Annotated in this window: 24 protein-coding genes; 17 read left to right on the top strand and 7 right to left on the bottom strand. The window is 32.0% G+C overall.

From position 1 onward, the window contains the following. From DIS18_RS05395 to DIS18_RS05440, 10 genes are all read left to right on the top strand, one after another. Window positions 1-3,807: a hypothetical protein gene (locus tag DIS18_RS05395; RefSeq protein WP_146191802.1), complete on the top strand. Its 3,807-nt coding sequence runs from the start codon at window positions 1-3 to the stop codon at window positions 3,805-3,807. Window positions 3,808-3,891: 84 nt separating this feature from the next. Further along, complete coding sequence (locus DIS18_RS15090) at window positions 3,892-7,632, top strand: T9SS type B sorting domain-containing protein (protein ID WP_109351989.1); 3,741 nt, start codon at window positions 3,892-3,894, stop codon at window positions 7,630-7,632. Window positions 7,633-7,688: 56 nt separating this feature from the next. Further along, window positions 7,689-8,420 (top strand): hypothetical protein, encoded by a 732-nt coding sequence (locus DIS18_RS05405; protein ID WP_109351990.1) that lies wholly within the window; start codon window positions 7,689-7,691, stop codon window positions 8,418-8,420. 2 nt (window positions 8,421-8,422) lie between these two features. Further along, on the top strand, window positions 8,423-8,779 hold the full coding sequence (locus tag DIS18_RS05410; RefSeq protein WP_109351991.1) for a hypothetical protein: 357 nt from the start codon (window positions 8,423-8,425) through the stop codon (window positions 8,777-8,779). Further along, on the top strand, window positions 8,769-9,233 hold the full coding sequence (locus DIS18_RS05415; RefSeq protein WP_146191803.1) for a hypothetical protein: 465 nt from the start codon (window positions 8,769-8,771) through the stop codon (window positions 9,231-9,233). The genes DIS18_RS05410 and DIS18_RS05415 overlap by 11 nt, the downstream gene beginning before the upstream one ends. Further along, window positions 9,233-10,513, top strand: coding sequence for a hypothetical protein (locus tag DIS18_RS05420; RefSeq protein ID WP_109351993.1), 1,281 nt, complete (start codon window positions 9,233-9,235; stop codon window positions 10,511-10,513). The genes DIS18_RS05415 and DIS18_RS05420 overlap by 1 nt, the downstream gene beginning before the upstream one ends. A 23-nt stretch (window positions 10,514-10,536) precedes the next feature. Continuing rightward, a complete protein-coding gene (locus DIS18_RS05425) occupies window positions 10,537-10,836 on the top strand; it encodes a hypothetical protein (RefSeq protein WP_245925584.1) in 300 nt (99 codons plus the stop codon). Then, window positions 10,823-11,287, top strand: coding sequence for a PulJ/GspJ family protein (locus tag DIS18_RS05430; protein ID WP_109351995.1), 465 nt, complete (start codon window positions 10,823-10,825; stop codon window positions 11,285-11,287). Before DIS18_RS05425 ends, DIS18_RS05430 begins: the two co-directional genes overlap by 14 nt. Beyond that, on the top strand, window positions 11,287-12,420 hold the full coding sequence (locus DIS18_RS05435; RefSeq protein ID WP_109351996.1) for a type II secretion system F family protein: 1,134 nt from the start codon (window positions 11,287-11,289) through the stop codon (window positions 12,418-12,420). Before DIS18_RS05430 ends, DIS18_RS05435 begins: the two co-directional genes overlap by 1 nt. 471 nt (window positions 12,421-12,891) lie before the next feature. Next, window positions 12,892-13,098: a PID-CTERM protein-sorting domain-containing protein gene (locus DIS18_RS05440; RefSeq protein WP_109351997.1), complete on the top strand. Its 207-nt coding sequence runs from the start codon at window positions 12,892-12,894 to the stop codon at window positions 13,096-13,098. A gap of 1 nt (window position 13,099) precedes the next feature. On the opposite strand, the gene DIS18_RS05445 is transcribed toward DIS18_RS05440, so the two are convergent. Then, complete coding sequence (locus DIS18_RS05445; protein ID WP_109351998.1) at window positions 13,100-13,690, bottom strand: riboflavin synthase; 591 nt, start codon at window positions 13,688-13,690, stop codon at window positions 13,100-13,102. Between the two features lie 76 nt (window positions 13,691-13,766). On the opposite strand from DIS18_RS05445, the gene pdxA reads away from it, so the two are divergent. From pdxA to DIS18_RS05480, 7 genes are all read left to right on the top strand, one after another. Next, window positions 13,767-14,819: a 4-hydroxythreonine-4-phosphate dehydrogenase PdxA gene (pdxA, locus tag DIS18_RS05450; RefSeq protein ID WP_109351999.1), complete on the top strand. Its 1,053-nt coding sequence runs from the start codon at window positions 13,767-13,769 to the stop codon at window positions 14,817-14,819. A 125-nt stretch (window positions 14,820-14,944) separates the two neighbouring features. Next, on the top strand, window positions 14,945-15,484 hold the full coding sequence (locus DIS18_RS05455; RefSeq protein ID WP_109352000.1) for a YceD family protein: 540 nt from the start codon (window positions 14,945-14,947) through the stop codon (window positions 15,482-15,484). 9 nt (window positions 15,485-15,493) lie between these two features. Next, entirely contained in the window at window positions 15,494-15,697 is a 204-nt protein-coding gene (rpmF, locus tag DIS18_RS05460; RefSeq protein WP_109352001.1) for a 50S ribosomal protein L32, read from the top strand. Window positions 15,698-15,879: 182 nt separating this feature from the next. Next, window positions 15,880-16,878 (top strand): beta-ketoacyl-ACP synthase III, encoded by a 999-nt coding sequence (locus tag DIS18_RS05465; RefSeq protein ID WP_109352002.1) that lies wholly within the window; start codon window positions 15,880-15,882, stop codon window positions 16,876-16,878. A gap of 26 nt (window positions 16,879-16,904) precedes the next feature. Beyond that, on the top strand, window positions 16,905-17,393 hold the full coding sequence (gene accB, locus DIS18_RS05470; RefSeq protein ID WP_109352003.1) for an acetyl-CoA carboxylase biotin carboxyl carrier protein: 489 nt from the start codon (window positions 16,905-16,907) through the stop codon (window positions 17,391-17,393). A gap of 86 nt (window positions 17,394-17,479) precedes the next feature. Next, window positions 17,480-18,832 (top strand): acetyl-CoA carboxylase biotin carboxylase subunit, encoded by a 1,353-nt coding sequence (accC, locus tag DIS18_RS05475; protein ID WP_109352596.1) that lies wholly within the window; start codon window positions 17,480-17,482, stop codon window positions 18,830-18,832. A 276-nt stretch (window positions 18,833-19,108) separates the two neighbouring features. After that, entirely contained in the window at window positions 19,109-19,558 is a 450-nt protein-coding gene (locus tag DIS18_RS05480; protein ID WP_109352004.1) for a 3-oxoacyl-ACP synthase, read from the top strand. On the opposite strand, the gene DIS18_RS05485 is transcribed toward DIS18_RS05480, so the two are convergent. From DIS18_RS05485 to DIS18_RS05510, 6 genes are all read right to left on the bottom strand, one after another. After that, on the bottom strand, window positions 19,553-20,473 hold the full coding sequence (locus DIS18_RS05485; RefSeq protein WP_109352005.1) for an ABC transporter ATP-binding protein: 921 nt from the start codon (window positions 20,471-20,473) through the stop codon (window positions 19,553-19,555). The genes DIS18_RS05480 and DIS18_RS05485 overlap by 6 nt on opposite strands. A 51-nt stretch (window positions 20,474-20,524) precedes the next feature. Beyond that, complete coding sequence (locus tag DIS18_RS05490; protein ID WP_425428172.1) at window positions 20,525-22,597, bottom strand: prolyl oligopeptidase family serine peptidase; 2,073 nt, start codon at window positions 22,595-22,597, stop codon at window positions 20,525-20,527. Window positions 22,598-22,706: 109 nt separating this feature from the next. Continuing rightward, complete coding sequence (locus tag DIS18_RS05495; protein WP_109352007.1) at window positions 22,707-23,696, bottom strand: aspartate-semialdehyde dehydrogenase; 990 nt, start codon at window positions 23,694-23,696, stop codon at window positions 22,707-22,709. A 136-nt stretch (window positions 23,697-23,832) separates the two neighbouring features. Continuing rightward, window positions 23,833-24,234 (bottom strand): large conductance mechanosensitive channel protein MscL, encoded by a 402-nt coding sequence (gene mscL / locus DIS18_RS05500; RefSeq protein ID WP_109352008.1) that lies wholly within the window; start codon window positions 24,232-24,234, stop codon window positions 23,833-23,835. Between the two features lie 71 nt (window positions 24,235-24,305). Continuing rightward, window positions 24,306-25,421 carry an alanine racemase gene (gene alr, locus DIS18_RS05505; protein ID WP_109352009.1) on the bottom strand — a complete coding sequence of 372 codons (1,116 nt, stop codon included), beginning with the start codon at window positions 25,419-25,421 and terminating at the stop codon, window positions 24,306-24,308. Beyond that, on the bottom strand, window positions 25,414-26,061 hold the full coding sequence (locus tag DIS18_RS05510) for a thymidine kinase (protein ID WP_109352010.1): 648 nt from the start codon (window positions 26,059-26,061) through the stop codon (window positions 25,414-25,416). The genes alr and DIS18_RS05510 overlap by 8 nt, the downstream gene beginning before the upstream one ends. Window positions 26,062-26,082: the final 21 nt, after the last annotated feature.

The following is a 26,082-nucleotide window of genomic DNA, read 5'->3' on the forward strand; positions in this document are numbered from 1 at the left end:
ATGCTTAAAAAACTCACTATTGTAATTCTATTTTTATTAACTTTAAAAGGCTATTCCCAAGAAGGCTTTGATGTTAGTGCTCCATCAAATTCTACTTTCCAATCTAGCGGTAGTATAGAGGGTATGATACAAAGCAGTGTAAACGAAGTAACAGGTAAAGTTGTATTCTCAGCACCTATGGCTTCAATTTCCGCAGGTTCTATATCTTATGGAATCAATTTAGCCTATAACGGGCATGTTGCTTTTAAGAATGGACAACAAACTAACAAATATAGCCCTACAAGTGTTGCTGGTGTTGGTTGGAATGCTAGTATTCCTAAAATTATTGTAGATAATAAAAACACAGGAACAAGAGATGACGATGATTTTTATTTACAGGACCAAGGCACGAATACAAAACTAATTTGTATTGATAGAGGCTCAAATACTACAGGAAGTGTTTGGAAATTTCAAGCACAAAAATACGTGCCTTGGATAATAGAATTCTTTTACAGTGGTATAGATGGTACGGCTGATTATTGGAAAATTACTAAAGAAGATGGGTTGGTTTATACTTTTGGTAATACCTCTTACAGTTGTAACGAAACTGTAGTGAGATATGGTAATTGGATAGGGAGTTCTAAGCAATACTCATCTGCGGCAGCTAGACAAACTATAGTTTGGAATTTATATAAAATTGAAAACCAATGGAATGATTATTTAACATTTACATACAATAAGGTGTTTCAAACTATGTCTGGTAAAGAGCAAACAGAGGCTGCATATCTTTCAAGTATAACTTCCTCAAAAGGAACTAGTATACAGCTAACCTATGGTACTAAGGCTAATGATGAGTTTTATGAACCTAATAAAGAAGCTTCTGAACCAGATGCTTATCAAGAGCGTTATGAAAAAAAGTTTTTACAAAGTGTATCTAGTTATAATAAAGAAAACGAATTAATAATAAAAAATGAATTAGGATTTACAATAAACGGATCTGGGTTAAATAAAAAAAGATATTTAACTACTTTGACTAATACAACTTACAATGATGGTGGGCAAACCTTAACATCACCGTCACAAACTTTCGATTATCATTATTCAGGGACTTTTAAGGGTGGTATAAAAAAAATCACATATCCAACAGGAGGGGCTGTAACATATAATTATGAGAATAAGTTTTTATTCAATAATACAGCTAATAAATTTGCATCGTCTGTAAGTTGGCCTTCAGGTTATGGTCTACACAGTAGGGTTGTTAAAGATAATTATACATTATATCTTTTAAGAACCACAAATCCTGTAACAGGAAATAAATACAGATTTAAAATATTTAGATTTTGGTGGAATGGAGAATCCTGGGAACATAATGAATTTACCTTCCCGCATTTAATTGAAGAATCATGGGGAAATGGAACAAGTTGGGATACCTTGATAGATTTTCATATAGTTTTAAATAAAGATTTTTATGGTTTTGCTTATGATAAGGGGTCAGATTCGGATGTTTACTTATTTCATATGAATAGTGATGGTAGGACATGGCATGATTATACGGCACTTAATCGAGTAATGGGAAGTGGTGACCCTCGATTTGTATCTGGAGATAATTTTGCAGCATTAGGCGCAAAATATGATGGTAAAATATACACTTATTTGTGGAATGGTACATCTTGGCAATACAAACATATTGATCAGGGTCAAGGTGAATATTATTTAACAGCTCAAAATAATTTTATTTTATCGTTGGATGAAAAACAGAATGGCAGTGGTGTCGATATGGTTACGGGAGTTAATCATTCAGATCATTATTATATTCATTATTTGGATGCTGAAAAAACTTGGCAAACTAAATCTTGGTCTGCTGCTGCTGATCCATATATCAACAATATTTCCATATCAAATACTTATCCAGGGAATGCATCTTTTTATGCTGATAATTCTATTGCAGGACTAGTGGCTAAAGATAATAATGAACTTTTTTTAAGGTGGAATATTGATTATAATTTAACTAATGTAGATAATGAATTAGGTTCATATAACGATTTAAACCCTATACAGCCAGTAACTAATAGTATGTTTACGTTATATGGACATATAACCAAAAGACCATATAAGTCGGCTAGATTTAATGGTGTTAGTTGGAGTAAAATAACACCCCTTGATCCAGATGATTATTCGCACTTGGAATTTGGAGTTGATATGTTTTCGTTGGTGGACTACGGTAATTCAACGAGTAGAGACTATTATATTTATAACCCTAATACTAATAATTGGTCTTCAGGTTCATTAAATGTTAATCGTTTACTTCATGGCACAGCTAACTATCCTGCGCCTTTTAGCCCAATTAATTCAGAGTTTATGATTGTGGGTAGAAAGTTTTTTAAAAGAGATACTCAAGGAGAATCTAGCGCTGATTTCATAGAAATAGGAACTTTACAAAATGATACAGGTTATGCTTATTCTGATAGATTAAGTCATACTTTTGTTGAAGAGACAGGAACGCCTACTGATTTTACTGAGAGAGGTAAGTTTTATTATGTTGATAAGAATGATGGTGTTTTAAAATATGTTACTCTATTGAACAGTTGGTTTTATACAAAGAATGTAAGTCAGAAATTTGGAGGTTATACCCCATTTATGTCTACGACTTCTATTAGTCTGGTTGATTATAATACTACAAATCAGCAATTACAAAGTTTAACTTCAACTAACAGGCTTTTGTATAGAGTGATAGATGATAAGGTTAATAATGGGGTTTATGATATTGTTGTGAGTAGAATTGATATTGATGATGATAATGGATCAATTAGAGAAGTAAGTTATAACTATAATAATCCAAAATCTTTACCTGATAATAGCTCTACTTTTTATGGTGAGGTTATTGTGCAAAATCAAGGATTAGGTTCAGGAAATATTGGAAAAGTTATAAAAGAATTTGATAATGGTAGTGTAAATTTATGTTTGTTGGGTTTGCCTTTAGAGGTCATAACAAAAGATTCTAATAATAACATCATTAAAAAAAACACTATTGTTTGGGAAAAGAACAATAAATCTTTTTTTAATGGGAGTTATTCATTCTATAATAGTTATTATGTGAGGTCAATTTCTGAGAAAGAAGAAGTGTTTTTTAATACAGATGATATAGTATCTGAAACAACTCATACATATAACTCTTATGGACAGAAAGTATCATCAACTACTTCAAATAGTTTGGGAGAATCGGTTAAACAAGAAACACGATATGCACATCAAGAGTATACTTTTGTTTTGGATAAAAATATGCTATCGTTCCCATATGAGATTGCCTCAAAAATCAATAATCAAACTGTTAGTGTAAACCAATCTAAATGGATTAGTTTTTTTGGTAAAGTTTATATTAAAGAAACATGGTCAGGACCTACAACTGCTAATATGAGGTTAAATAGTGAGTTTTCTTTAGTGGAATATTCAACAGGAAATGTGTTGGAAAATAATAATGGTAAAGGATTATATAATACAATTTTATATGGTTATGATAATTTGTACCAAGTAGCCGAAATATCTAATGCCGAGTATCAAGATGTCATCAATCAATTAGATGTTACGTATGCACAATTACAAATGTTAAATGATGAAGCCCTAAAAGATCACCTATCAAGGTTATATGATCGTTTACCCAACGCAATGATAAGTTTAACGTTTTATGACGATACAGGGCGAGTAATTAATCAAATTGATGACCGAAAAGAGGAATCTTATATTCATTATGATACGCAAGGTCGAGTAGATTATATTACCGATGGTTATGGTAATGTATTAGAAAAGAAATCGTATAATTTTGCAAATTAGTAGTTTATCGAAAATTAAAAGCAAATAAAGCATTTTTTGAAAGAAATCTCTTTATTTATTTGTAAAAAATGTTAGATTTGAGTAATGCAAAGATGGAGTTTTATATTTCTCATAATCACAACACTGGCTTATTCTCAAAAAGAAGCTAATATTTGGTACTTTGGTGAGCATGCTGGCTTAGATTTTAATAGCGGTTCTCCAGTAGTTTTATTAGATGGTGCGCTAAATACCAATGAAGGTTGTGCTACTATTTCGGATAGTAATGGAAATCTGCTTTTTTATACAGACGGGGTAACAGTATACAATAAAAACCATATGGTAATGCCTAATGGTAATGGGCTTTCAGGAAATTTCTCGAGCACACATTCAGCTATTATAGTACCAAAACCCCAAGAAGCAGATCTGTATTACATTTTTACAGTAGATTCACCTTGGAATAATAACAACTCTAATGGATTGAGTTATTCTGAAGTTGACATGTCACTAGAAAGTGGTCTAGGGGATGTTACCAACCTTAAAAACATAACTATGGAGACTCCAGTTAATGAAAAAGTGACTGCTATAATAAATGGTTCTGAGGATGGTTATTGGATAGTTTCTCATAGACATAATTCTGATGAATTTTTAGCTTTTGAGGTTACAAATTCTGGAGTTAATCTTAATCCAGTTGTAAGTGCAGTTGGGGCGCAAACAGGTTTTTTTAATATAGGTGGTCAAATTAAAATTTCTCCAGATAATTCAAGGCTAGCAGTTGCTCGTGGTGGAGAAGTTCAGCTATTTGATTTTGATAATGTTACAGGAGCAATTACTAATGCTCAAACAATAGATAGTGGTTCGGTTAATTCTTATGGTATAGAATTCTCAGCAAATGGAAATTTACTTTATGTTGCTTTTTATGGTGGTGTGTATCAATATAATTTACAAGCAGGAACATTAGTTGATATTATTGCGTCCCAAGTTTCTTTAATTTCAGTTTCTAATGAGGGTTTTGCCTCCATGCAAATTGCACCTGATGGTAAAATTTATGTCGCTAGACAAGAAAAACCTTATGTTGATTTTATAGAAAACCCAAATGTAGTAGGTATAGGATGTGGATATAATTATGAAGGTTTGTTTTTAGGCGGTAGAGAATCTGATTTAGGTTTACCAACTTTTATTCAATCTTTTTTTTACATAGGTTTTGAATTTGAAAACCTATGCTTTGGAGATAGTACACAATTTAATGCTAATATCTCTCAAACTTACGATAGCTTATTATGGGATTTTGGAGATGGTAGTACTTCTGTTCTAGAAAACCCAACACACGTTTTTTCTGTTCCAGGAGATTATTCTGTTACTTTAACAGTAACTATTGGAAGTCAAGTATCGTCTGACACAAAAAATATTACTATTTATGAGTTGCCAACAGTTACCCCTTTGGTAGAACTTAGACAATGTGATGATAATTTAGATGGTTTTAGTGTGTTTAATTTAACCGAAGTGTATGCCGAATTATCAACAGATTATTTGAATGAAACGATTACCTTTTATGAGTCTCAGGTTGATGCTGAGAGTGATAATAACCCGATTGTCAGTGATACAGCTTATCTTAATCAAACAGTAAGTATAGATATTGTATGGGCAAGGGTTGAAAACACTAATGAATGTTATAGAACGTCTCAAATTAATTTGGTTGTTTCTACCACACAAATACCTAATACATACACAAGAGATTTTTATAAGTGCGATGATGGCGCAGACACTACAGATGGTATTGCTACTTTTGATTTAAGTTCTGTGAATACAGAAATAGAAACTCTATTCCCTTTAGGACAACAACTTAATATTAGTTATTATCGCAATCAATCTGACGCTCTAACAGAAATTAATCCAATAATTGATATAGCTAGTTATGAGAATTTAGATTATCCAAATACTCAAGATGTTTTTGTTAGAATAGATAGTGCTCTAGATAATGATTGTTTAGGCTTAGGGCACCATATAACACTTCATGTAGAAACTGTTCCAGTAGCAAACCCTGTTAGTGTTGAAAAACAATGCGATGATGATGGAGATGGTATGTATGCTTTTAACACCTCTGCTATTGAATCTTTATTAATTGGTAGTCAAACGAACATTACTACCGAATATATTGATGAGAATGGCAGTGCTTTATCAAGCCCGTTACCTAACCCATTTTTAACAGCATCTCATACTATTACAGCAAGGCTTATAAACTCAACTTCCCAAGACCCAAATGGTGCTTGTTATGATGAAACACAAATTGTATTTACTGTTGATGCGGCTGCAGTGGCTTATACAGTGCTAGATTTTATAGCGTGTGATACAGACAATGATGGGCAGTTTGCTTTTGACACCTCAAATATTGAAGCAACCGTTTTAAATGGACAAACAGGAATGAATGTTTTCTATTTCGATTCAGATGGAAACACCTTAGTAAGTCCTTTGCCTAATCCATTCACAACGCCTTCTCAAACAATATATGTTAGAGTTGAAAACCAATTGAGTGCCATTTGTTACGATGAAACGACTATTGATTTTATAGTAAATGAACAACCTATAGCAAACCCAATTATGGATGTTTTTGTTTGTGATGACATGAGTAATGATGGCGAGGAGATGTTCACACTTTCTAATTACAATTCTCAAATATTAAACGGACAATTGTCCTCAACATTTGAAGTGCTTTATTTTGATAATATGGCAGATGCTCAAAATAATATGAATGCATTACCAAATAGTCATGTGGTTAATTCAACCTCTCAAACACTATACGCTAGAATTCACAATAGTAGCAATACAAGTTGTTATGACCTGACATCTTTTGAGTTGGGCGTTCATTATTTACCGATAGTGAATAAACCCGAAAATATTTCTGTCTGTGATGATGTAACTAATGATGGATTTGAAACGTTTGATTTAAGTAACCAAAATATGAGTGTTTTAAATGGACAATCAACGATAGATAATACGATATCATATCACTTATCATTAACAGATGCTGAAACAGACATCAATGAGTTAGACCTGAGTTTTACAAATACAGAGAATCCACAAACCATTTATGTAAGACTAGAAAATAAAAATTTTACAGACTGTTATACCATAACATCGTTTCAAATTATTGTTAACGAACAGCCCGTATTGCTAATGGATGATCAATGGCCTATTTGTGAAGGTAATACTGTAGAAATAATTGCGGATGCTGGTTATGACGAATATTTATGGTCTACAGGGGAAACAAGTCAGATTATAACAGTAGATGCTCCTGGAAATTATGAAATAACAGTTGCTAATATCTATGGAACACTGCGTTGCGAGGCTTCAAAAACATTAACTGTTGTTGAATCTAATATTGCGACAATTACAAATATTGAAACTGTAGATTGGACACAGGATGATAATGTTATTATTGTTTTTGTTGAGGGTAATGGTGATTACGAATATTCTCTGGATAATATCATCTATCAAGATTCAAATGAGTTCAAGAATCTTTTTATTGATGAATATACGGTTTATGTAAGAGATAAAAGAGGTTGTGGTATTGCAACCGAAGATATTTATTTATTGTATTATCCAAGATTTTTTACACCAAATAATGATGGTTGTAATGACACATGGCAATTGGAAAATTCTATACGAGAGCCAAATAACAAAATTTACATTTTCGACAGGTATGGGAAATTGGTAAAACAATTGAGTCCGATAGATATTGGTTGGGATGGTACTTTTAATGGAAGTAAATTACCTTCAAATGACTATTGGTTTGTTTTAGAACGACAAAATGGTAAGACTTATCGAGGACATTTTACCTTGAAAATGTAGCTAGTTGATTTAAACTGAAAATAATAAATAGAGATTTAAAAAAAGACACAGATTTAATGAATAAATACATATTCTTACTACTAACTATTACTTGCCTTTTAAGCTGTAAATCTATTTCCGTACACCAAGAGTTTCAAGAAACCACAACACAAAATATTCAACTAGGTACAGTTGGCGAACAAAAGAAATTTTTATTGGAACAAGACTATAACCATACTGCATTGCCTAAATACCAGAAGCAAGTAAAGGTTCAAGTAAGTTTAGTTGATTTTAACACATCCACATTTAAGATATATCAAAAAGCAAAACCATTTCAGAATAAAACCATTGTCGTAAATTATATAGATTCAATTAAAACGAAACCAAAATTTTTAAAATTAGAAATAGCGGATCGCATTGCAATTTTAAACACACTTAATGACAAGGACAATAAAGACATATTTCAATTTTTAAAAAATAAGACTGAAGCACACATCATCACTACAATTTCAGTGGTTTTTAATCAAGAAACAAGCGATGTTTTAAGTCATGGAGAAGAAGTTTTTTTGGAACAAATAGGTGTTAATAATTATGCTCTAAAAATTTACAAAAACAAAATAGAGGAGAAAACGATTTATTTTAATGACGGTGTTGTATTTGGGTATCAAACGTCAAATGCTTGTTGGAAACAAGATGATAAATACCAATTAGGAATTGTAGATCTAGTTGAAAATAATGATCAGTGTCCAAACAATACGTATCGTTCAGCAAAACGAGCGAAAAAGAAAATCAATTATTATAAATTTTAGACATGAAATATTTAAAATTAATAGTATTATTATTTTTTGTAATAAGTTGCGATGATATCATTGAAGTTGAAGATATTTCAGATAAAACTATAACTATTTTAGCTCCAACAGATACTTCGGTATTAACCTTAACTGACGTTACATTTTCATGGAATACAGTTGAAGATGCTGAGCAATACAAATTACAAATAGCTGTTCCTAATTTTGAATCAGCTACACAAATAGTCTTAGACACAATAATTACAAATTCTAATTTTACCAAAACATTAGAATTTGGTGATTATGAATGGAGGATCCGAGCAGAAAACGCTGGTTTTCAAACTAAATATACAACTCAAAGCTTTATTGTTGAAGAATAAAACTAAGACATATCTATTATTGGCAACAGTTATAATTGTTTGGGGAATTATTGGCTATAAAATTATTAATGGAATGAGTCCTGATGCGTCACCATTAAAGGTTCAAGAATTTAACAATGCATTTAAACCAAAAGCTTTAGCTGAAGTAGACCCGTTTTATATTCAGGATGTTGAAGTAGACCCGTTTTTAGGCACACTAGCTTCCGTGAAAAAGAAGCAAAACCCTAGAAAGCTGGCAGCAGACTTAAAACCAAAACCTTCTAAAATTATTTCTTACGGTGGTATTGTGAAAAAGCAGAAATCAAGTGAGCAAGTATTTGTAGTAAATATTAACAATAGTCAATATTTGTTAAAAAAAGGGCAAGTTGCTGACAGTATAAAATTAATTAGAGGAAACATAAAAGAAATTGTTGTTCGCTATAACAACATTTCGCAAACCATAAAACGCCAATAATGTTTTGGTTAAAACTAAAGGCTGGAGCACTACAATTAACGCTGTTTATTATTGTGGTTATTGCATTATTACTTACCGCATTTGTTTTATTGGTTCATATACATAAACAATTTCAAATACAAACCAATTTTATTATTGAAACGACCCGTAATGCTGATAAAGGAATTAATTATGTATTACAGAACACTATTTGTCTTAATGATACAACTTCTATAAACCTACAAGATGAAGAATATAAATACTTAAAATTACATCGCGATTTTTGGGGGGTTTTTGAGAAAGTTTCTGTGGTTTCTCAGATAAAAAACAATCGATTTCAAAAAACAGCGTTGATTGGTTCTAAACAAACAGATAAAAACAGAATTGCTTTATATGTTCAAGACAATAATAATCCATTAGTGGTAGTTGGAAACACCAAAATAGAAGGTGTTGCGTACTTACCTAAACAAGGTCTAAGAACTGGTAATATTTCTGGGCATTCTTATTATGGTTCAAAGCTTGTTTATGGGCAAACAAGAACATCTTCAAGTTTACCAAAAGTATTTTCTGAGACGATTAACCAAATTAAATCAATAGAAAATCAAATTTCAGTAATTCCTCAAAGTCAATTTTTAACCCTTCATTCTGGCAAACAATACAACAATTCGTTTTTAAAACCAACTCAATTTATATTTTCGAATAGCGTCATTAATTTGAATGTCAATAGATTGGTAGGAAATATTATTGTGCAATCTAAAATTAAAATTATAGTAAGGGCTTCATCTACTCTAAAAGACGTGATTCTTATTGCTCCAGAGATTGAAATACAAGATAATGTTAAAGGAATTTTTCAAGCTATAGCTTCTAAACATATTAGTGTTGGAGAAAATGTTGAATTAAATTATCCATCAGTGTTGGCATTAAATGAAAAAGAAGTGCAACAACAACAAGAAACTACAAATCAAATTATTGAGCAAAGTACTATTAGAATTAACAGCAACTCCATTATTAAAGGGTTGGTGGTGTATTTGGGAAAAGAAAAAACTAATAATTATAAAGCACAAGTTGAGCTCAAAGAAAAATCAATTCTTATGGGTGAGTTGTATTGTAATCAAAACGTCGAATTAAAAGGGACACTTTATGGTACCGTTTATACTAATAATTTTGTAGCTAATAAATCAGGGTCAGTATATCAAAATCATATATACAATGGAAAAATAATAGTTAAGGAGTTATCAGAAAAATATATTGGTTTACCATTTAATAATTCTAATAAAGGAGTTTTAAAATGGTTATACTAAGTAAAGTAAAAGCATCTACGCTAATGGAAACACTAGTAGCAACTGTTTTAATTGTTATTGTTTTTATTTTAGCGAGTATGATTTTAAATAATTTATTTTCGAATTCGATAAACAACAATACACAAGCTATAGAAACTCACTTAAATGAACTACAGTATTTAAAACAACACAGTCAGTTAGAGCTACCCTATACAGCTAACTTTCAAAATTGGAGCATAATTATTGAGACCTATCAAGAAAATAATCAATCTATCACAGCGTTTGAAGCGACTAATCGTAAAACAAATAAAACAGTAAATTTTATTCAAAATGCAAATCAGTAAAAAGACACAAGCTTTTACATTAAGTGAGATGATCGTTGTGCTCATATTAACCAGTATTGTGGTTGGATTAGCGTTTTCTGTATTAGATCTGGTACAAAAACAAATATTAGCTATTAAAGATAATTATAATAAGAATTTAGAGCTAACTAAGCTAGAAACAGCATTGTGGTTGGATTTTAATCGTTATCCAAACATTACTTATCATGGGTTTAAAGAGGAATTAGTTTTTAAAAATGAATTAGATTCCATTACTTATTTTTTTTCTGAGGCTTATATTATAAAAGGACAAGATACATTTGCTATTCAATTACATCAAAAACAATATTATTTTGATGGTAAAATTTTAAACAATGGACAGGTTGATGCCTTAAAGCTAGAAGCTTCAAAAGCTTTTCAAAATAAGCAATTGTTTGTTTTTAAACAAAATGATGCAACTTCATATATAGATTAATGGGATTTCAATTAGAAAACATATTAAAAGAAAAAAGGGTTAAAACAAAACATCCTAACGAAACCTCTTTTTTACAAAAAGAAATCAAACTTTTTGGAAATACATTTTCTACTAAAATAAAAGAAGATTTTTATACAGAATTAAGTGTGCTTTTAAAAGCAGGAATTACGCTTAAGGATGCTTTAGAGCTTATTCAAAACGCTTTTAAAAAGAAAGCACATCAAGATAAATTAAATGTTATTTCTAATGCTATTGTTTCAGGGTTAAGTTTATCTGAAGCCATAAAAACACAAAAAGAATTTACAGATTACGAATATTTTTCACTTAAAATAGGTGAGGAAACAGGAACTCTAACACAAGTTACTGAACAACTAGGTGCGTTCTATGCTAGAAAAAATGAACAACGCAGAAATCTAATAAGTGCTTTAACTTATCCTATTATAATTTTAAGTACTGCGGTGTTAGTAGTTGTTTTTATGTTGCAATATGTTGTTCCAATGTTTCAAGATATTTTTGAACAACAAAAAGTGGAGTTACCAGCTATTACAAAATTCATAATTTATGTATCTGAGTTCATGAAAAGATATACATGGCTTTTATTATTAATAGTATTCTCTATAGTTTTTTCAAGAGCATTTTTCAATAAGAAATTATGGTTCAAAAAATTTAAAAATCGTTTAGTTTTAAAACTTCCTTTTATTGGTAATTTTGTTAAAACAGTTTATTTATCCCAATTCACACAAGCAGTCTCATTATTAACAGCCTCAAAAGTTCCTGTTGTAAATAGTATTCAACTAGTAAAGCAAATGATAAATTTTTATCCTTTACAATATGCTCTTGAAACAGTTGAACAGCACATATTAAAAGGGGAATCATTGAGTGATAGTTTAAGTAAACATAAATTGTTTGATGATAAGATGATAGCTCTTGTAAAAGTTGCTGAAGAAACCAATCAAACCGAATATATTTTTGAAAGGCTAAATATGCAATATAATACTCAAGTACAGCAAAAGTCAAAAATGTTATCAACACTCATGGAGCCTTTTATCATTTTAATTGTTGGTGTTTTAGTAGGTATTATTCTTGTTGCTATGTATTTGCCAATGTTTAAATTGAGTAGTGTTATGGGGTGATATTTAATCGATGCTCAAACCTTTCTACATCTATAGTATTCCAGATCACTTTTAAAACAAAGAAAGAGCGCTTTTGAAACTCCATATTACTCTATAGTACTACATAATACTTTATTTAATAGTAGAACATGTGGGACCACTTTTAGAAATTGTAAAGCCTTCCATTTTTATGGAAGGCTTTTTTTATTATAATTTATTAAAAAACGCAACGTTCTGTATTAGGTAAAGAATAGTGTATTAAAGTTTAATTTTACTTTTAAAGAGATTTGTATATATTTGATGTGTAGAATAAAAGTGAGGGATTAATTTTATTCCGTAATTTTAATATGTTAACAATATTATTAACATATGCTAATTATAGCCATATGATTTGCATTTCATCGATGAAACTAATCATTTCATAGATGTTTTTTAATGCAAAAAAGCATAATTATTTTGTGAACTCGCTTTTTTTTATACTTTTGTGACCCCATGACAATACAAAATAAAAGAATAATTGCCTCAATCTTATTTGTATTAATAAGTTTTGTATGCGTTGCTCAGATTCCTGAGTCTGGACCGCCACCTCCAGGACCGCCACCTCCAAAAGGCTTTCCTATTGATGGAGGCTTGTTGTATGGTATGGCTTTCGCTTTGTTTTATGGAGTTAAGAAATTATTATTCAAGCGTAGTCATTAAACTACTTGTTTAATTCTACAAGTCTAGAAACGTATTTTCCCAAAACATCAAATTCTAAGTTAACAATTGTACCTTTTTTAAAGGTATTAAAATTTGTATGCTCATATGTATAAGGTATAATAGCTACACTAAATGTATCTTTTTTTGAATTTATAACGGTTAAGCTTGTTCCGTTAACAGTTACTGAGCCTTTTTCAATAGTTATATTATTTAATGTACTATCATACTCAAAACTAAAAACCCAGCTACCATTTTCTTCTTTTATATTGGTACAAACAGCGGTTTGATCAACATGACCTTGAACAATATGTCCATCAAGTCTATCACCTAATTTCATGGCGCGTTCTAAGTTTACTTTATCTCCAATGTTTAAAGTATTGAGACTAGTTTTGTCTAAGGTTTCTTTTATGGCTGTAACGGTATATTCATTGTTATTAATCGCAATAACAGTTAAGCATACACCATTATGGGCGACACTTTGGTCAATTTTTAGCTCAGGCGTTATTTTACTTTTTATTGATATATGAAGATTATCTAATTCAGATTTTAAATTTGAAACCACACCAATATCTTCAATAATTCCTGTAAACATATTATTATCTGTTTATTTAGTTAAATTTGCTACAATAAAGGAATTTCAAAATTACGAACAAAAGTTGTCATTTTTAATGAAGCAAGAAGAAAATATAATAGTTGGAATATCAATAGGCGACCTAAACGGTATTGGCGGAGAAATCATTTTAAAAACGTTTGAAGATTCTAGAATTTTAGATTTTTGTACGCCAGTTATTTTTGCATCAGCAAAAGCTATGGCTTTCTATAAAACACATTTTAAATCTCAAATTAATTTTTATAACATTAACGCCATAGATAAATTGTCTCATGGTAAGGTAAATGTGTTTAACTGCTGGAATGATCCAGTTGAAATTGAATTTGGTAAAGAAGATATTAAAATAGGTGCTTTTGCTATAAAATCATTGGAAGCGGCGACCAAAGCTTTAAAACATAATGAGATTGATGTGTTAGTAACGGCACCAATTAATAAGCATAATATCCAATCTGAAGATTTTAAATTCCCGGGACATACGGATTATTTAGCTCAAGAATTAGAAGGCGAGAGTTTAATGTTTATGATAACTGATACATTAAGGGTTGGTTTACTAACAGACCATGTGCCTGTTAAAGATGTTTCAACACATATTACTTCAGAATTAATTGAACAAAAAATTGAAACGGTATACAACTCATTAAAAAAAGATTTTAAAATTCAGAAACCAAAAATTGCTGTTTTAGGTATAAATCCGCATACTGGTGATAATGGTGTTATTGGAAGTGAAGATGATGATGTGCTTAGACCAGCACTTCATAAAATAAAAGAAAATGGAAAATTAGTTTTTGGACCCTATGCCGCCGATAGTTTTTTTGGTTCTAACAATTACAAAAATTTCGATGCTATTATTGCCTCTTACCATGACCAAGGTTTGATTCCTTTCAAAACGTTATCATTTGGTCAAGGAGTTAATTATACTGCAGGTTTGGATAAAGTAAGAACATCACCAGATCATGGAACAGCATACGAAATAGCAGGAAAAGGAAAGGCTGATGAAAACTCTTTTAAAGAAGCTGTTTTTAGTGCTATTAGAATTTACAAAAACAGAGTGAGTTATCAACAACTCACTTCTAATCCACTAAAAAAGGCACCTAGAAAAGACCGACGTTAATAGGTTGATTATTAGCTAAAAACTATCAATTTTTAACCTTCTAAATGTTGAGTTAAAAAAATGTTTATAACTAGTGCTAGGTAAATAAAAATTTATATATTTGCAGGCTCAAAATAGATGTGATAATGAAGCTATTGAAAGAGTTTACAATCCCATTTGTAGGATTAAAAATTGGAAAGCATCATTTTGATTATAAAGTTAAGCAAACGTTCTTTGAGCATTTTGAGTATGATGATTTTAATGATGTAAATGTTAGTGTTAATCTTGAATTAGAAAAAAAGACAACATTACTAGAATTACATTTTAAAATCTCTGGATGGGTTAATGTGAATTGCGATTTAACAAACGAACCTTACAACCAAACGATAGAGAATGAGTTTGATTTAGTGGTTAAGTTTGGAGATGAGTATAATGATGAGAATATTGATATTCTTATAATTCCACATGGTACTTATGAAGTTAACATTCAGCAATATATTTATGAATTAATAATACTTGCTGTTCCAATTAAACGCATTCATCCAGGAATTGAAGACGGTACATTGGATTCAGAAATACTTGAAAAATTAGAAGAATTAAGCCCAAAGCTTGAAAAAAACAAAGACAAAGAAGAGGACATTGATCCTCGTTGGAATACATTAAAAAAATTATTAACGGATAAATAAACATATAAAATGGCACATCCTAAAAGAAAAATCTCGAAAACAAGAAGAGATAAAAGAAGAACACATTACAAAGCAACTGCGCCACAGATTGCTACATGTCCAACAACTGGAGAGGCTCATTTATATCATAGAGCACATTGGCACGAAGGAAAATTATACTACAGAGGTCAAGTATTAATTGACAACTCTGAAGAAATAGAAAACGTAGCATAAAGAGTTATGCATGCATATATAAAACGCTCATTTATGAGCGTTTTTTTTATGAAATACTTTTTCTAATTAACAAAAACATGTAATTTGTACATTATTAAACCAAAATTTAGTAGTTTTCATGAAATTTTGGACGTTTTTGTCCTTTTTTAATGATTTTTTGGTCTAAAAACAACTTTTAAAGTATGGGTAAAATCTCAGCAGCAATTACAGCTGTAGGTGCATATGTGCCAGATTATGTATTAACCAATCAGATTCTTGAAACGATGGTTGATACTAATGACGAATGGATTACCAGTAGAACAGGAATTAAAGAACGCCGAATTTTAAAAGGAGAAGGTAAAGGAACATCTTATCTAGCTATACAGGCGGCTCAGGATTTAATTAATAAGAAGGGTATTGACCCAAAAGATATAGAACTAGTTATTGTTGCTACAGCAACACCAGACATGAAAGCGGCTTCTACGGCTTCTTTTACAGCTTCTCAAATTGGAGCAGTAAATGCTTTTTCTTTTGATATGGACGCAGCGTGTTCTAGTTTTCTTTACGGGATGTCTGTTGCTTCTACTTATATAGAATCAGGGCGTTATAAAAATGTACTTCTTATTGGTGCCGATAAAATGTCTTCTATTATTAACTATAAGGATAGAGCAACTTGCATCATTTTTGGAGATGGAGCGGGAGCTGTTTTATTTGAGCCAACTGAAGAAAATTTAGGGCTTCAAGATGAGTATCTTAGAAGTGATGGTTCAGGTAGAGAGTTTTTACAGGCTACTTACGGTGGTTCTTCCCACCCATTAACTGCAGAACTTCTAGAACAAGGCGGTCATTGCGCATTTCAAGAAGGTAGAACAGTATTTAAAAATGCTGTTTTTAATATGGCTGATGCTACAGTTAAAGTTTTAGAGCGTAATAACTTGGATAAAGATTCGGTAGATTGGTTAGCAGCACATCAAGCTAACAAGCGTATTATTGATGCTACCGCACAACGTATAAATTTAGATGAAGATAAAGTAATGATGAATATTCATAAGTATGGGAATACAACATCTGCAACTTTACCACTTCTATTAAGTGATTATGAGTCACAGCTTAAAAAAGGAGATAATATAATATTTGCCGCTTTTGGTGGCGGATTTAATTGGGGTGCCACTTACTTAAAATGGGCATATAATTCAAAATAACTAACCACTAACTAATTAGTAAAATTATGGATATAAAAGAGATTCAAAACTTAATTAAGTTTGTAGCCAAGTCGGGTGCAAGTGAGGTTAAATTAGAAATGGATGATATAAAAATCACCATTAAAACAGGATCTGATTCAGACACAACAATTGTGCATCAAGTTCCTGCAACTCAAATACCACAACAAGTTATTGCCGCAGCGCCAGTTACTGAGGCTCCTGCAGCACCAGCTGCTTCAATAGAAACTGCAGCACCAGCTTCAGACGATTCAAAATATATTACCATTAAATCACCAATTATTGGTACATTCTATAGAAAACCTTCTCCAGACAAACCTTTATTTGTTGAGGTTGGTCAAGCTATAGCAGAAGGAGATGTACTATGTGTTATTGAAGCGATGAAACTTTTCAATGAAATTGAATCTGAAGTTTCTGGAAAGATAGTTAAAGTATTAGTTGATGATTCTTCTCCAGTAGAGTTTGATCAACCACTATTTTTAGTTGACCCATCATAACCTATTAAAAATTCCAATACACAAATCTCAAAATCCAAAATTTGGAATTTGGCGATTGGAATTTGAAATTTTTAATTCAAAAAGTTATGTTTAAAAAAATATTGATAGCCAATAGAGGAGAAATAGCACTGCGTGTTATTAGAACCTGTAAAGAAATGGGCATAAAAACAGTTGCTGTTTACTCAACTGCAGATGAGTCTAGTTTGCATGTTAAGTTTGCAGATGAAGCCGTTTGTATTGGGCCACCTGCAAGTAGTGAGTCTTATTTAAAAATGTCTAACATTATATCAGCTGCAGAAATTACAAATGCTGATGCTATTCATCCAGGATACGGATTTCTATCGGAAAACGCTAAGTTTTCAAAAATTTGTGAAGAACATGGAATAAAATTTATTGGTGCTTCTCCAGACATGATAGATAGAATGGGAGATAAAGCCAACGCAAAAGAAACCATGAAAGCTGCAGGTGTACCATGTGTACCAGGTAGTGATGGAGTTATCAAAGATTTTGACGAGTGTAAAAAACTTGCAAAAGAAACCGGTTACCCCGTAATGCTTAAAGCCTCTGCTGGAGGTGGAGGTAAAGGTATGCGTGCTGTTTGGAAACCAGAAGATTTACAAAATGCATGGGAATCTGCTAGAACAGAATCAAAAGCAGCATTTGGGAATGACGATATGTATATGGAAAAACTCATTGAAGAGCCAAGACATATCGAAATCCAAATTGTTGGTGATTCTCGAGGGAAGGCTTGTCATTTATCTGAAAGAGATTGTTCAGTGCAACGTCGTCATCAAAAATTAACAGAAGAAACACCGTCTCCATTCATGACGGATGAACTTCGTGAAAAAATGGGAGAAGCCGCTGTAAAAGCTTCAGAATATATAAAATACGAAGGCGCAGGAACGGTAGAGTTTTTAGTAGATAAGCACCGTAATTTCTACTTCATGGAGATGAATACACGTATCCAAGTAGAGCACCCAATTACAGAACAAGTTATTGATTTCGATTTAATTAGAGAGCAAATATTAGTAGCTGCAGGTGTACCAATTTCTGGTAAAAATTACACCCCAAAATTACATTCTATTGAATGCAGAATTAATGCAGAAGACCCATACAATGATTTCAGGCCTTCACCAGGAATGATTACTACATTACATGCTCCAGGAGGTCATGGAATACGCTTAGATACTCACGTTTACGCGGGTTATGCGATACCCCCAAACTACGACTCTATGATTGCAAAGTTAATTACAACAGCGCAAACCAGAGAAGAAGCGATAAATAAAATGAAGCGTGCTTTAGACGAGTTTGTTATAGAAGGTATCAAAACCACTATTCCATTCCACAGGCAACTCATGGATCATCCAGATTATTTAGCGGGTAATTATACCACAAAATTTATGGAAGATTTTGTCATGGAAAAACAAGTCGAAGAATAAATATTTAAAACTCCGGAAGCTATTTCGGAGTTTTTTTATGGCGTTACCACAAGGGTCGGGCTTTCCACTATATCTTTTTTATTTGTTACCTTGAGCGTAATCGAAAGGTGTTTTCGTTTAATAAAAAAGGATGCCGTTTCAATCCCTAACGCAGTGTAAAACTTCAATTTAAAATCCTAACTTTGCTCAATGAATCTTGCATATTGGGAAATTATATTTACTATCTGTCGATTTTAGTTTTATAAGAAAAGCGGAGATTCACGAAAAAAATAAAGATTGAATATAAAAGAAGAGTTATATAAGCAATGCGTAGCGTTTGTAAATAATCGTTTTCAAACCGTTCAAAATACCATCCAAGAAATTCAAAAATCATTACAATCCGAAACAAAAAGTAGTGCAGGAGATAAGCATGAAACAGGAAGGGCTATGTTACAATTAGAACGTGAAAAAGCAGGAAATCAACTAGCTGAAATTGAAAAAACAAAGCAAGTCTTGTCTAAGGTAAATATTGAAAAAACAGCCCATAACATTGGGTTAGGAAGTGTTATTTACACCTCAAAAGCCAATTATTTTATTGCTATAAGTGCAGGCGAACTTCGTGTTAAAAACGAAACCTTTTATGCTATTTCTAATAATACACCAATTGGGCAAGTTTTAATTGGGAAAACTTTAGGTGAAACTATAAAATTTAGAACGCAATCATTTCAGATTACTAAGGTTTTATAAGTTGTTTTTTTCAATTGAAAGATAAATTACTGTTTCTTTTTCTAAATTTTGATAATGCTCAAAAAAAAGTGTTTCAGCATTCAATTCAGCTTCAATTAAATAATAATGCCCTTTAAAATAAGATTGCTTTACAGTAGCCTTTAATTTTGAGTGCTCAACAACTTGAAGCTGATGAGCATAAACTATCTTTTTATTAATGATGTTGAATTCCCCAAAAAATGAAGCAATTAAAGGTGTTTTTGGGTTTTTATAAAGTGTTTCAGGCGCATCGTTAACAGCAATTTTATTGTCGTTTAAAACAATCATTTTATCAGCAAAACCGAGTACATCTTCTTTATCATGTGTTGCTACAATACAAGTAATGTTTTTATTTTTTAAATATTTAAAAACACTTCTTCGGAGACTTTGCTTTTTAAAATTATCAATATGGCTAAAAGGCTCGTCTAATAAAATAATCTCAGGCTGTTTTGCCAAAGCTCTTGCTAAAGCTACACGCTGTTTTTGTCCGCCACTTAAGGTTTTTACTTTTGTTTTAGCAAACTTGGTAAGTTCTACAACTTTTAGTAATTCGGCTGTGCGTTGTTCTTTTTCTTCAGGATAAAAACGCGATAGAAATTTACCTATATTTTCTTCAACCGTTATATAGGGCATAAGGTCAAATTCTTGTGCTACATATTTCATAAAATCATAGCCGATAACCAAGTTATATTTAGGTCCTAATATCGCTTCATCTTTCCAAAAAATATGACCTTTATCTAAGTCGTATTCGCCATATAAAACTTTAAGAAGCGTGCTTTTCCCAGAACCACTTTCTCCAATAATAGCAATATGTTCTCCTGTATGCGCTTTAAAAGAGATGTCTTTTAAAACGGGTATTTTGTTATAAGAAAAAGTTAGGTTTTTAACGTGTAGCATAGCAGCGCAAAAATAGTATAAAAAGTATATTATGTGTTATACTTTTATTTTCTAATTCACTTTATGAGGTAAAATTTCAAACCCCATGTTGTAAAGTGTAAAACAAAAAATATCTACGTATTGCTCGATGGTTTTGCTTACTGGTGTTCCTGCACCATGTCCTGCATCCGTTTCAATTCTTATTAGTGTTGGGTTGTTTCCTGTTTGCTTGCTTTGTAATTCGGCAGCAAATTTAAAACTATGCGCAGGCACCACGCGGTCATCATGGTCTCCAGTGGTTATTAAAGTTGCAGGGTATTCAATGCCAGATTTCACATTATGCACTGGCGAGTACCCTTTAAGATATTCAAACATGGCTTTGCTATCTTCAGCAGTTCCATAATCATAAGCCCAACCTGCGCCAGCAGTAAATGTGTGATAGCGCAACATATCTAAAACACCAACAGCAGGCAATGCTACTTTAGCTAAATCAGGACGCTGCGTCACGGTTGCACCAACTAATAATCCGCCGTTAGATCCACCTCTTATAGCTAAATATTCTGATGAAGTATAATTGTTTTCAAATAAATATTCCGCAGCAGCTATAAAATCATCAAACACATTTTGCTTTTGCATTTTTGTTCCTGCATCATGCCATGCTTTTCCATACTCTCCACCACCTCTTAAATTTGGTACTGCCAGAATGCCTCCTTGCTCCATCCAAATAGCATTAGCAATACTAAAACTAGGTGTTAAACTAATATTGAAACCACCATAGCCATAAAGGATGGTTGGGTTTTTACTGTTTAATTCTAAATCTTTTTTATGGGTAATAATCATCGGTACTTTTGTGCCATCTTTTGAGTTGTAAAATACTTGATTAGTTTCATAATTATCAGGATTAAAATCGATATCAGGCTTGTGTAATAACTCTGAAGTCCCGTTTTTAATATGGTATTTATAAATATTACCAGGGGTTTTATAATTGGTAAACGAGTAATATAACGTTGTCTCTTCTTTTTTCGCTCCAAATCCGCCTGCGCTACCAACTCCAGGTAATTTCACTTCTCGAATTAGTTTCCCGTTATAATCATATTGAAATACTTTAGATACCGCATCAACCATATATTCTGTAAAGAAATAACCACCACCAGTAGAAGGACTCAATACATTTTCAGTTTCAGGAATAAAGTCAACCCAGTTATCTGGTGTTGGATTTGAAGCATCAACAGAAACTATTTTTTTGTTAGGCGCATTTAAATTTGTCACTAAAAACAGTTTGCTGCCCACATTATCAATAACGTAAGTATCGCTATCTGTGTGATCTAAAATGGTTATAAGTTGACTATTAGGGTTTGTTAAATCTTTAATAAATAATTTATTTCCAGAGGTTGAAATTCTGGGAGAGATTAATAAATAACGATTGTCTTCAGTTACAGAACTGTATATATAGCGGTGTTTCTCATTTGGTTTGCCACCATAAATTAATTGATCTTCTTTTTGAGGCGTACCTAATTTATGATAGTATACTTGATGTTGGTCTGTTTTAGCAGATAGTTCACTGCCTTTCGGTTTATCATAGCTTGAATAATAGAAGCCTTCATTTTTATACCAAGACATCCCGCTAAATTTGATATCAATAAGTGTATCTTCAATAATAGTTTTTGTTTCAGTATCCATAACTAAAATCTTTCTCCAATCGCTTCCGCCTTCAGAGATAGAATAGGCTAATATTTTTCCGTTTTTTGAAAAACTAGTACCTCCTAAAGAAACAGTACCATCTTCTTTAAATGTATTTGGATCTAAAAAAACTGTTGCGGTACTTGGGTTTTCTCCTGTTTTATAACGATAGATGACATATTGGTTTTGAAGCCCATCATTTTTATAAAAATAAGTATAACCCCCTTCTTTAAAAGGCGCTCCTATTTTTTCATAATTCCATAGTTTTGATAAACGCGCTTTGAGTTCTTCTCTGTATGGGATGTTATCTAAATACCCAAAAGTAGATTGGTTTTGTGCTTTAACCCAAGCTTCGGTGGCTTCGCTTCTATCATCTTCTAACCAACGGTAAGGGTCTTTAACTTCTGTATTAAAATAGGTGTCTACGGTATCTACCGTTTTGGTTTTTGGATATTTCACAATAATATTTTTTAAAAATCCACTTATATATTAGCTTTTTAGCGATTTGGGTGGTCAAAAATAAAAAAAGCCTCTGTAAATCAGAGGCTTTGAGATTTCTTTATGAAAATAACACTTATACTAATTTATGCTCAATTAAATACTCAGCAATTTGAATGGTGTTAGTTGCTGCACCTTTACGAAGGTTATCTGCAACAATCCACATATTTAAAGTATTAGGTTGTGTTTCGTCTCTTCTTATACGTCCTACGAAAACCTCATCTTTTTCATGTGCAAAAATAGGCATTGGGTAGGTGTTAGTATCGGTATTATCTTGTACAACAACTCCAGGAGTTTCATGTAATAATTTACGAACATCAGCCAAATTAAAATCATTTTCAAACTCTACATTTACAGATTCAGAGTGTCCACCCGCAGTAGGAATTCTAACAGCAGTTGCAGATACAGAAAATGTTCTATCGTTCATGATTTTTTGAGGCTCTCTGGCTAATTTCATTTCCTCTTTAGTGTATCCATTGTCTTCAAAAACATCACAATGAGGTAATGCATTTCTTCCAATAGGATATGGATAAGCCATTTCGCCTTCAACACCAGCAATTTCGTTTTCTAATTGACGTACAGCTTTTACACCAGTACCAGAAACCGATTGGTAAGTAGACACCACAACACGTTTCATTTTATATTTTTTATGAAGCGGATTTAAAGCCATTACTAACTGAATAGTTGAACAGTTAGGATTGGCTATAATTTTATCGTCTTTAGTAAGCTCATCAGCATTAATTTCAGGAACCACTAATTTTTTTGTTGGATCCATTCTCCAAGCAGAAGAATTATCTACTACTGTAGTACCAACCTCTGCAAATTTAGGAGCCCATTCTAATGATGTGCCTCCTCCTGCTGAAAATAAGGCAATATCTGGTTTCATAGAGACAGCAGTCTCTAAAACAACAACCTTATAGTCTTTTCCTTTGTATGTTATCGATTTACCTAAAGAACGTTCAGAAGCAACAGGAATTAATTCTGTTACGGGAAAATTACGTTCTGCAAGAACTTTCAACATCACTTCGCCAACCATTCCAGTGGCACCAACTACAGCTACTTTCATTTTTTCTAGCTTTAATAAATTTGTGAGGACAAAACTAAGTATTAATTCTATTTTAGAGTATAAAAAAAGCCCTCATTTTCAATAAACAAGGGCTTTTTAACAACAAATAACACATTGTTATTTATTTAACATATTGTTATTTTTTAAGCAAATCTCTTATTTCGGCTAGTAGATCTTCTTGAGATGGTCCTGCTGGAGCTGGTTCTTCTGCTGGAGCTTTAGTTTTGTTGTAGGCCTTAACAATTAAGAACATAACAAACCCAACTATAATAAGATTTACTATTGTGTTTACCCAAGATCCCCACATAATAGCATTTTCTGGAGTTGTAACAACACCTTCAGCATTAACAACAGCTTCAGATAGGACTACTTTTAACTCAGCAAAATCCATTCCTCCAGAGAAATGACCTACTACAGGCATAACGATATTGTCAACAAAACCTTTAACAACACCTCCAATAGCTCCTGCCATAATAACGGCAACTGCAAATTCCACAACGTTACCCGTCATGATAAATTCTTTGAATTCTTTTAACATTTTAATTAGTTTTAATGGTTAAATATATTAATTGTGACCAAGATAACTAAAAAAGTCACATGTTGGAATAATTAGTAATTAATAAAAGTGCGTTTAACTCGCTGAGAGATAGAAGTAATCAACTCGTAAGAAATTGTATTTGCAGAATCAGCCAAGGTTTCAGCTGTAATTGTATTACCGTCAAAAACAATAACTTCATCACCTTCTTTACAATCAATATCAGTAATATTAACCATAATCATATCCATACAAACATTACCAATAATAGATGCTTTTTGTCCATTTATGGTAACAAAACCCTTTCCGTTGCCATAAATTCTACTAATACCATCGGCATGACCTAGTGGTAAGGTAGCTGTTTTTGTAATTAATCTATCGCTTTTATAGGCACGGTTGTAGCCCACAGACTCACCTTTTTTAATTTTATGGATTTGAGATATAACCGTTTTTAAACTAGCAACAGGTTTTAAATGAGCACTTTCTTTTTCAGAATTTCCAAAACCGTAGAGACCAATTCCAGAACGTACCATATCAAAATGAGCTTCAGGATAATTTAAAATCCCAGAGGTATTGCTCATATGTAAAAAAGGCATGTACCCAATTTCAGCTTCAAAATTTTCAGCAATTGCTTTAAAACTATTAATCTGATTTAATGTAAAGTCCCGTTCATTTAAATCTTCACTAGCTGCTAAATGAGAAAATAAAGATTTCACTTTTACTACACTTGTAGCCGTTACTTTTGAAACCACATATTCTAAATCATTTTCCCAAAACCCTAAACGATTCAAACCGGTATTAAACTTTATATGTACAGGATATTCGTTTTGCTTTTCAGAAGAAGCAAATGCAATAAATTCATTTAAAATTTTAGCATTATATAGATTAGGCTCCAAGCAATTTTCAATAATAACATCAAAATTAATAGCTAATGTATGAAGTACTAAAATGGGTTTGGTAATACCAGCTTTCCTTAATGTTATGCCTTCATTAGCATAAGCAACAGCAAAATAATCCACATCTAAATCTTGTAGGTATTTAGCAATTTTTTGTGCATCACTTCCATAAGCAAAAGCTTTAACAACCGCTAAAAACTTAGTTTCAGGTTGTAATTTTGATTTTAGATATTCAAAATTATGTTTAAGTGCTTTTAGGTCTATTTCAAGCACCGTTTCTTGTGCTTTAAGCATTAGCATCCTTGGGTTTTGTGTTAACTTCTTCGGCATCGTTAACTTTCATATTCCTGACTTTATCCCTAATCATCGCTTTATAATAAGCAGCTCTACTTAAAGGCTCATATTCGTTAACTTCACCTAATAAAACTAAATTATCATCTTGATTTTTTCTGTAACTATATTGCGCTAAATTCCCTGTTCTTGTACAAACGGCATGCACTTTAGTTACATATTCTGCTGTAGCCATTAGGTTGGGCATTGGCCCAAAGGGGTTGCCTTTAAAATCCATATCCAAACCAGCTACAATAACTCGAACACCTTTGTTTGCTAAATCGTTACATACCCGTACAATTTCATCATCAAAAAACTGAGCCTCATCAATACCAACCACATCACAACCATCAGCCAAAATAGGGATATTAGCAGCAGCAGGAACAGGTGTAGATCGAATTTGATTTTCATCATGAGAGACTACCATATCTTCATCATAACGCACATCAATAGCAGGTTTAAAAATTTCAACTTTTTGTCTAGCAAACTGCGCACGCTTTAGCCTACGAATCAATTCTTCCGTTTTTCCAGAAAACATGGAGCCACAGATAACTTCAATCCATCCAAATTGTTCTTTATGATTTACTGTATTTTCAAGAAACATTTCGTAATTTTAACACTAAAA

Source organism: Algibacter marinivivus (assembly GCF_003143755.1).
Lineage (GTDB): Bacteria > Bacteroidota > Bacteroidia > Flavobacteriales > Flavobacteriaceae > Algibacter_B > Algibacter_B marinivivus.

Coding starts and splice junctions, on each gene's coding strand:
- DIS18_RS05395 (WP_146191802.1), top strand. CDS start 1: ATGCTTAAAAAACTCACTATTGTAATTCTATTTTTATTAACTTTAAAA.
- DIS18_RS15090 (WP_109351989.1), top strand. CDS start 3,892: ATGCAAAGATGGAGTTTTATATTTCTCATAATCACAACACTGGCTTAT.
- DIS18_RS05405 (WP_109351990.1), top strand. CDS start 7,689: ATGAATAAATACATATTCTTACTACTAACTATTACTTGCCTTTTAAGC.
- DIS18_RS05410 (WP_109351991.1), top strand. CDS start 8,423: ATGAAATATTTAAAATTAATAGTATTATTATTTTTTGTAATAAGTTGC.
- DIS18_RS05420 (WP_109351993.1), top strand. CDS start 9,233: ATGTTTTGGTTAAAACTAAAGGCTGGAGCACTACAATTAACGCTGTTT.
- DIS18_RS05425 (WP_245925584.1), top strand. CDS start 10,537: ATGGAAACACTAGTAGCAACTGTTTTAATTGTTATTGTTTTTATTTTA.
- DIS18_RS05430 (WP_109351995.1), top strand. CDS start 10,823: ATGCAAATCAGTAAAAAGACACAAGCTTTTACATTAAGTGAGATGATC.
- DIS18_RS05435 (WP_109351996.1), top strand. CDS start 11,287: ATGGGATTTCAATTAGAAAACATATTAAAAGAAAAAAGGGTTAAAACA.
- DIS18_RS05440 (WP_109351997.1), top strand. CDS start 12,892: ATGACAATACAAAATAAAAGAATAATTGCCTCAATCTTATTTGTATTA.
- DIS18_RS05445 (WP_109351998.1), bottom strand. CDS start 13,690: ATGTTTACAGGAATTATTGAAGATATTGGTGTGGTTTCAAATTTAAAA.
- pdxA (WP_109351999.1), top strand. CDS start 13,767: ATGAAGCAAGAAGAAAATATAATAGTTGGAATATCAATAGGCGACCTA.
- DIS18_RS05455 (WP_109352000.1), top strand. CDS start 14,945: ATGAAGCTATTGAAAGAGTTTACAATCCCATTTGTAGGATTAAAAATT.
- rpmF (WP_109352001.1), top strand. CDS start 15,494: ATGGCACATCCTAAAAGAAAAATCTCGAAAACAAGAAGAGATAAAAGA.
- DIS18_RS05465 (WP_109352002.1), top strand. CDS start 15,880: ATGGGTAAAATCTCAGCAGCAATTACAGCTGTAGGTGCATATGTGCCA.
- accB (WP_109352003.1), top strand. CDS start 16,905: ATGGATATAAAAGAGATTCAAAACTTAATTAAGTTTGTAGCCAAGTCG.
- accC (WP_109352596.1), top strand. CDS start 17,480: ATGTTTAAAAAAATATTGATAGCCAATAGAGGAGAAATAGCACTGCGT.
- DIS18_RS05485 (WP_109352005.1), bottom strand. CDS start 20,473: ATGCTACACGTTAAAAACCTAACTTTTTCTTATAACAAAATACCCGTT.
- DIS18_RS05495 (WP_109352007.1), bottom strand. CDS start 23,696: ATGAAAGTAGCTGTAGTTGGTGCCACTGGAATGGTTGGCGAAGTGATG.
- mscL (WP_109352008.1), bottom strand. CDS start 24,234: ATGTTAAAAGAATTCAAAGAATTTATCATGACGGGTAACGTTGTGGAA.
- alr (WP_109352009.1), bottom strand. CDS start 25,421: ATGCTTAAAGCACAAGAAACGGTGCTTGAAATAGACCTAAAAGCACTT.
- DIS18_RS05510 (WP_109352010.1), bottom strand. CDS start 26,061: ATGTTTCTTGAAAATACAGTAAATCATAAAGAACAATTTGGATGGATT.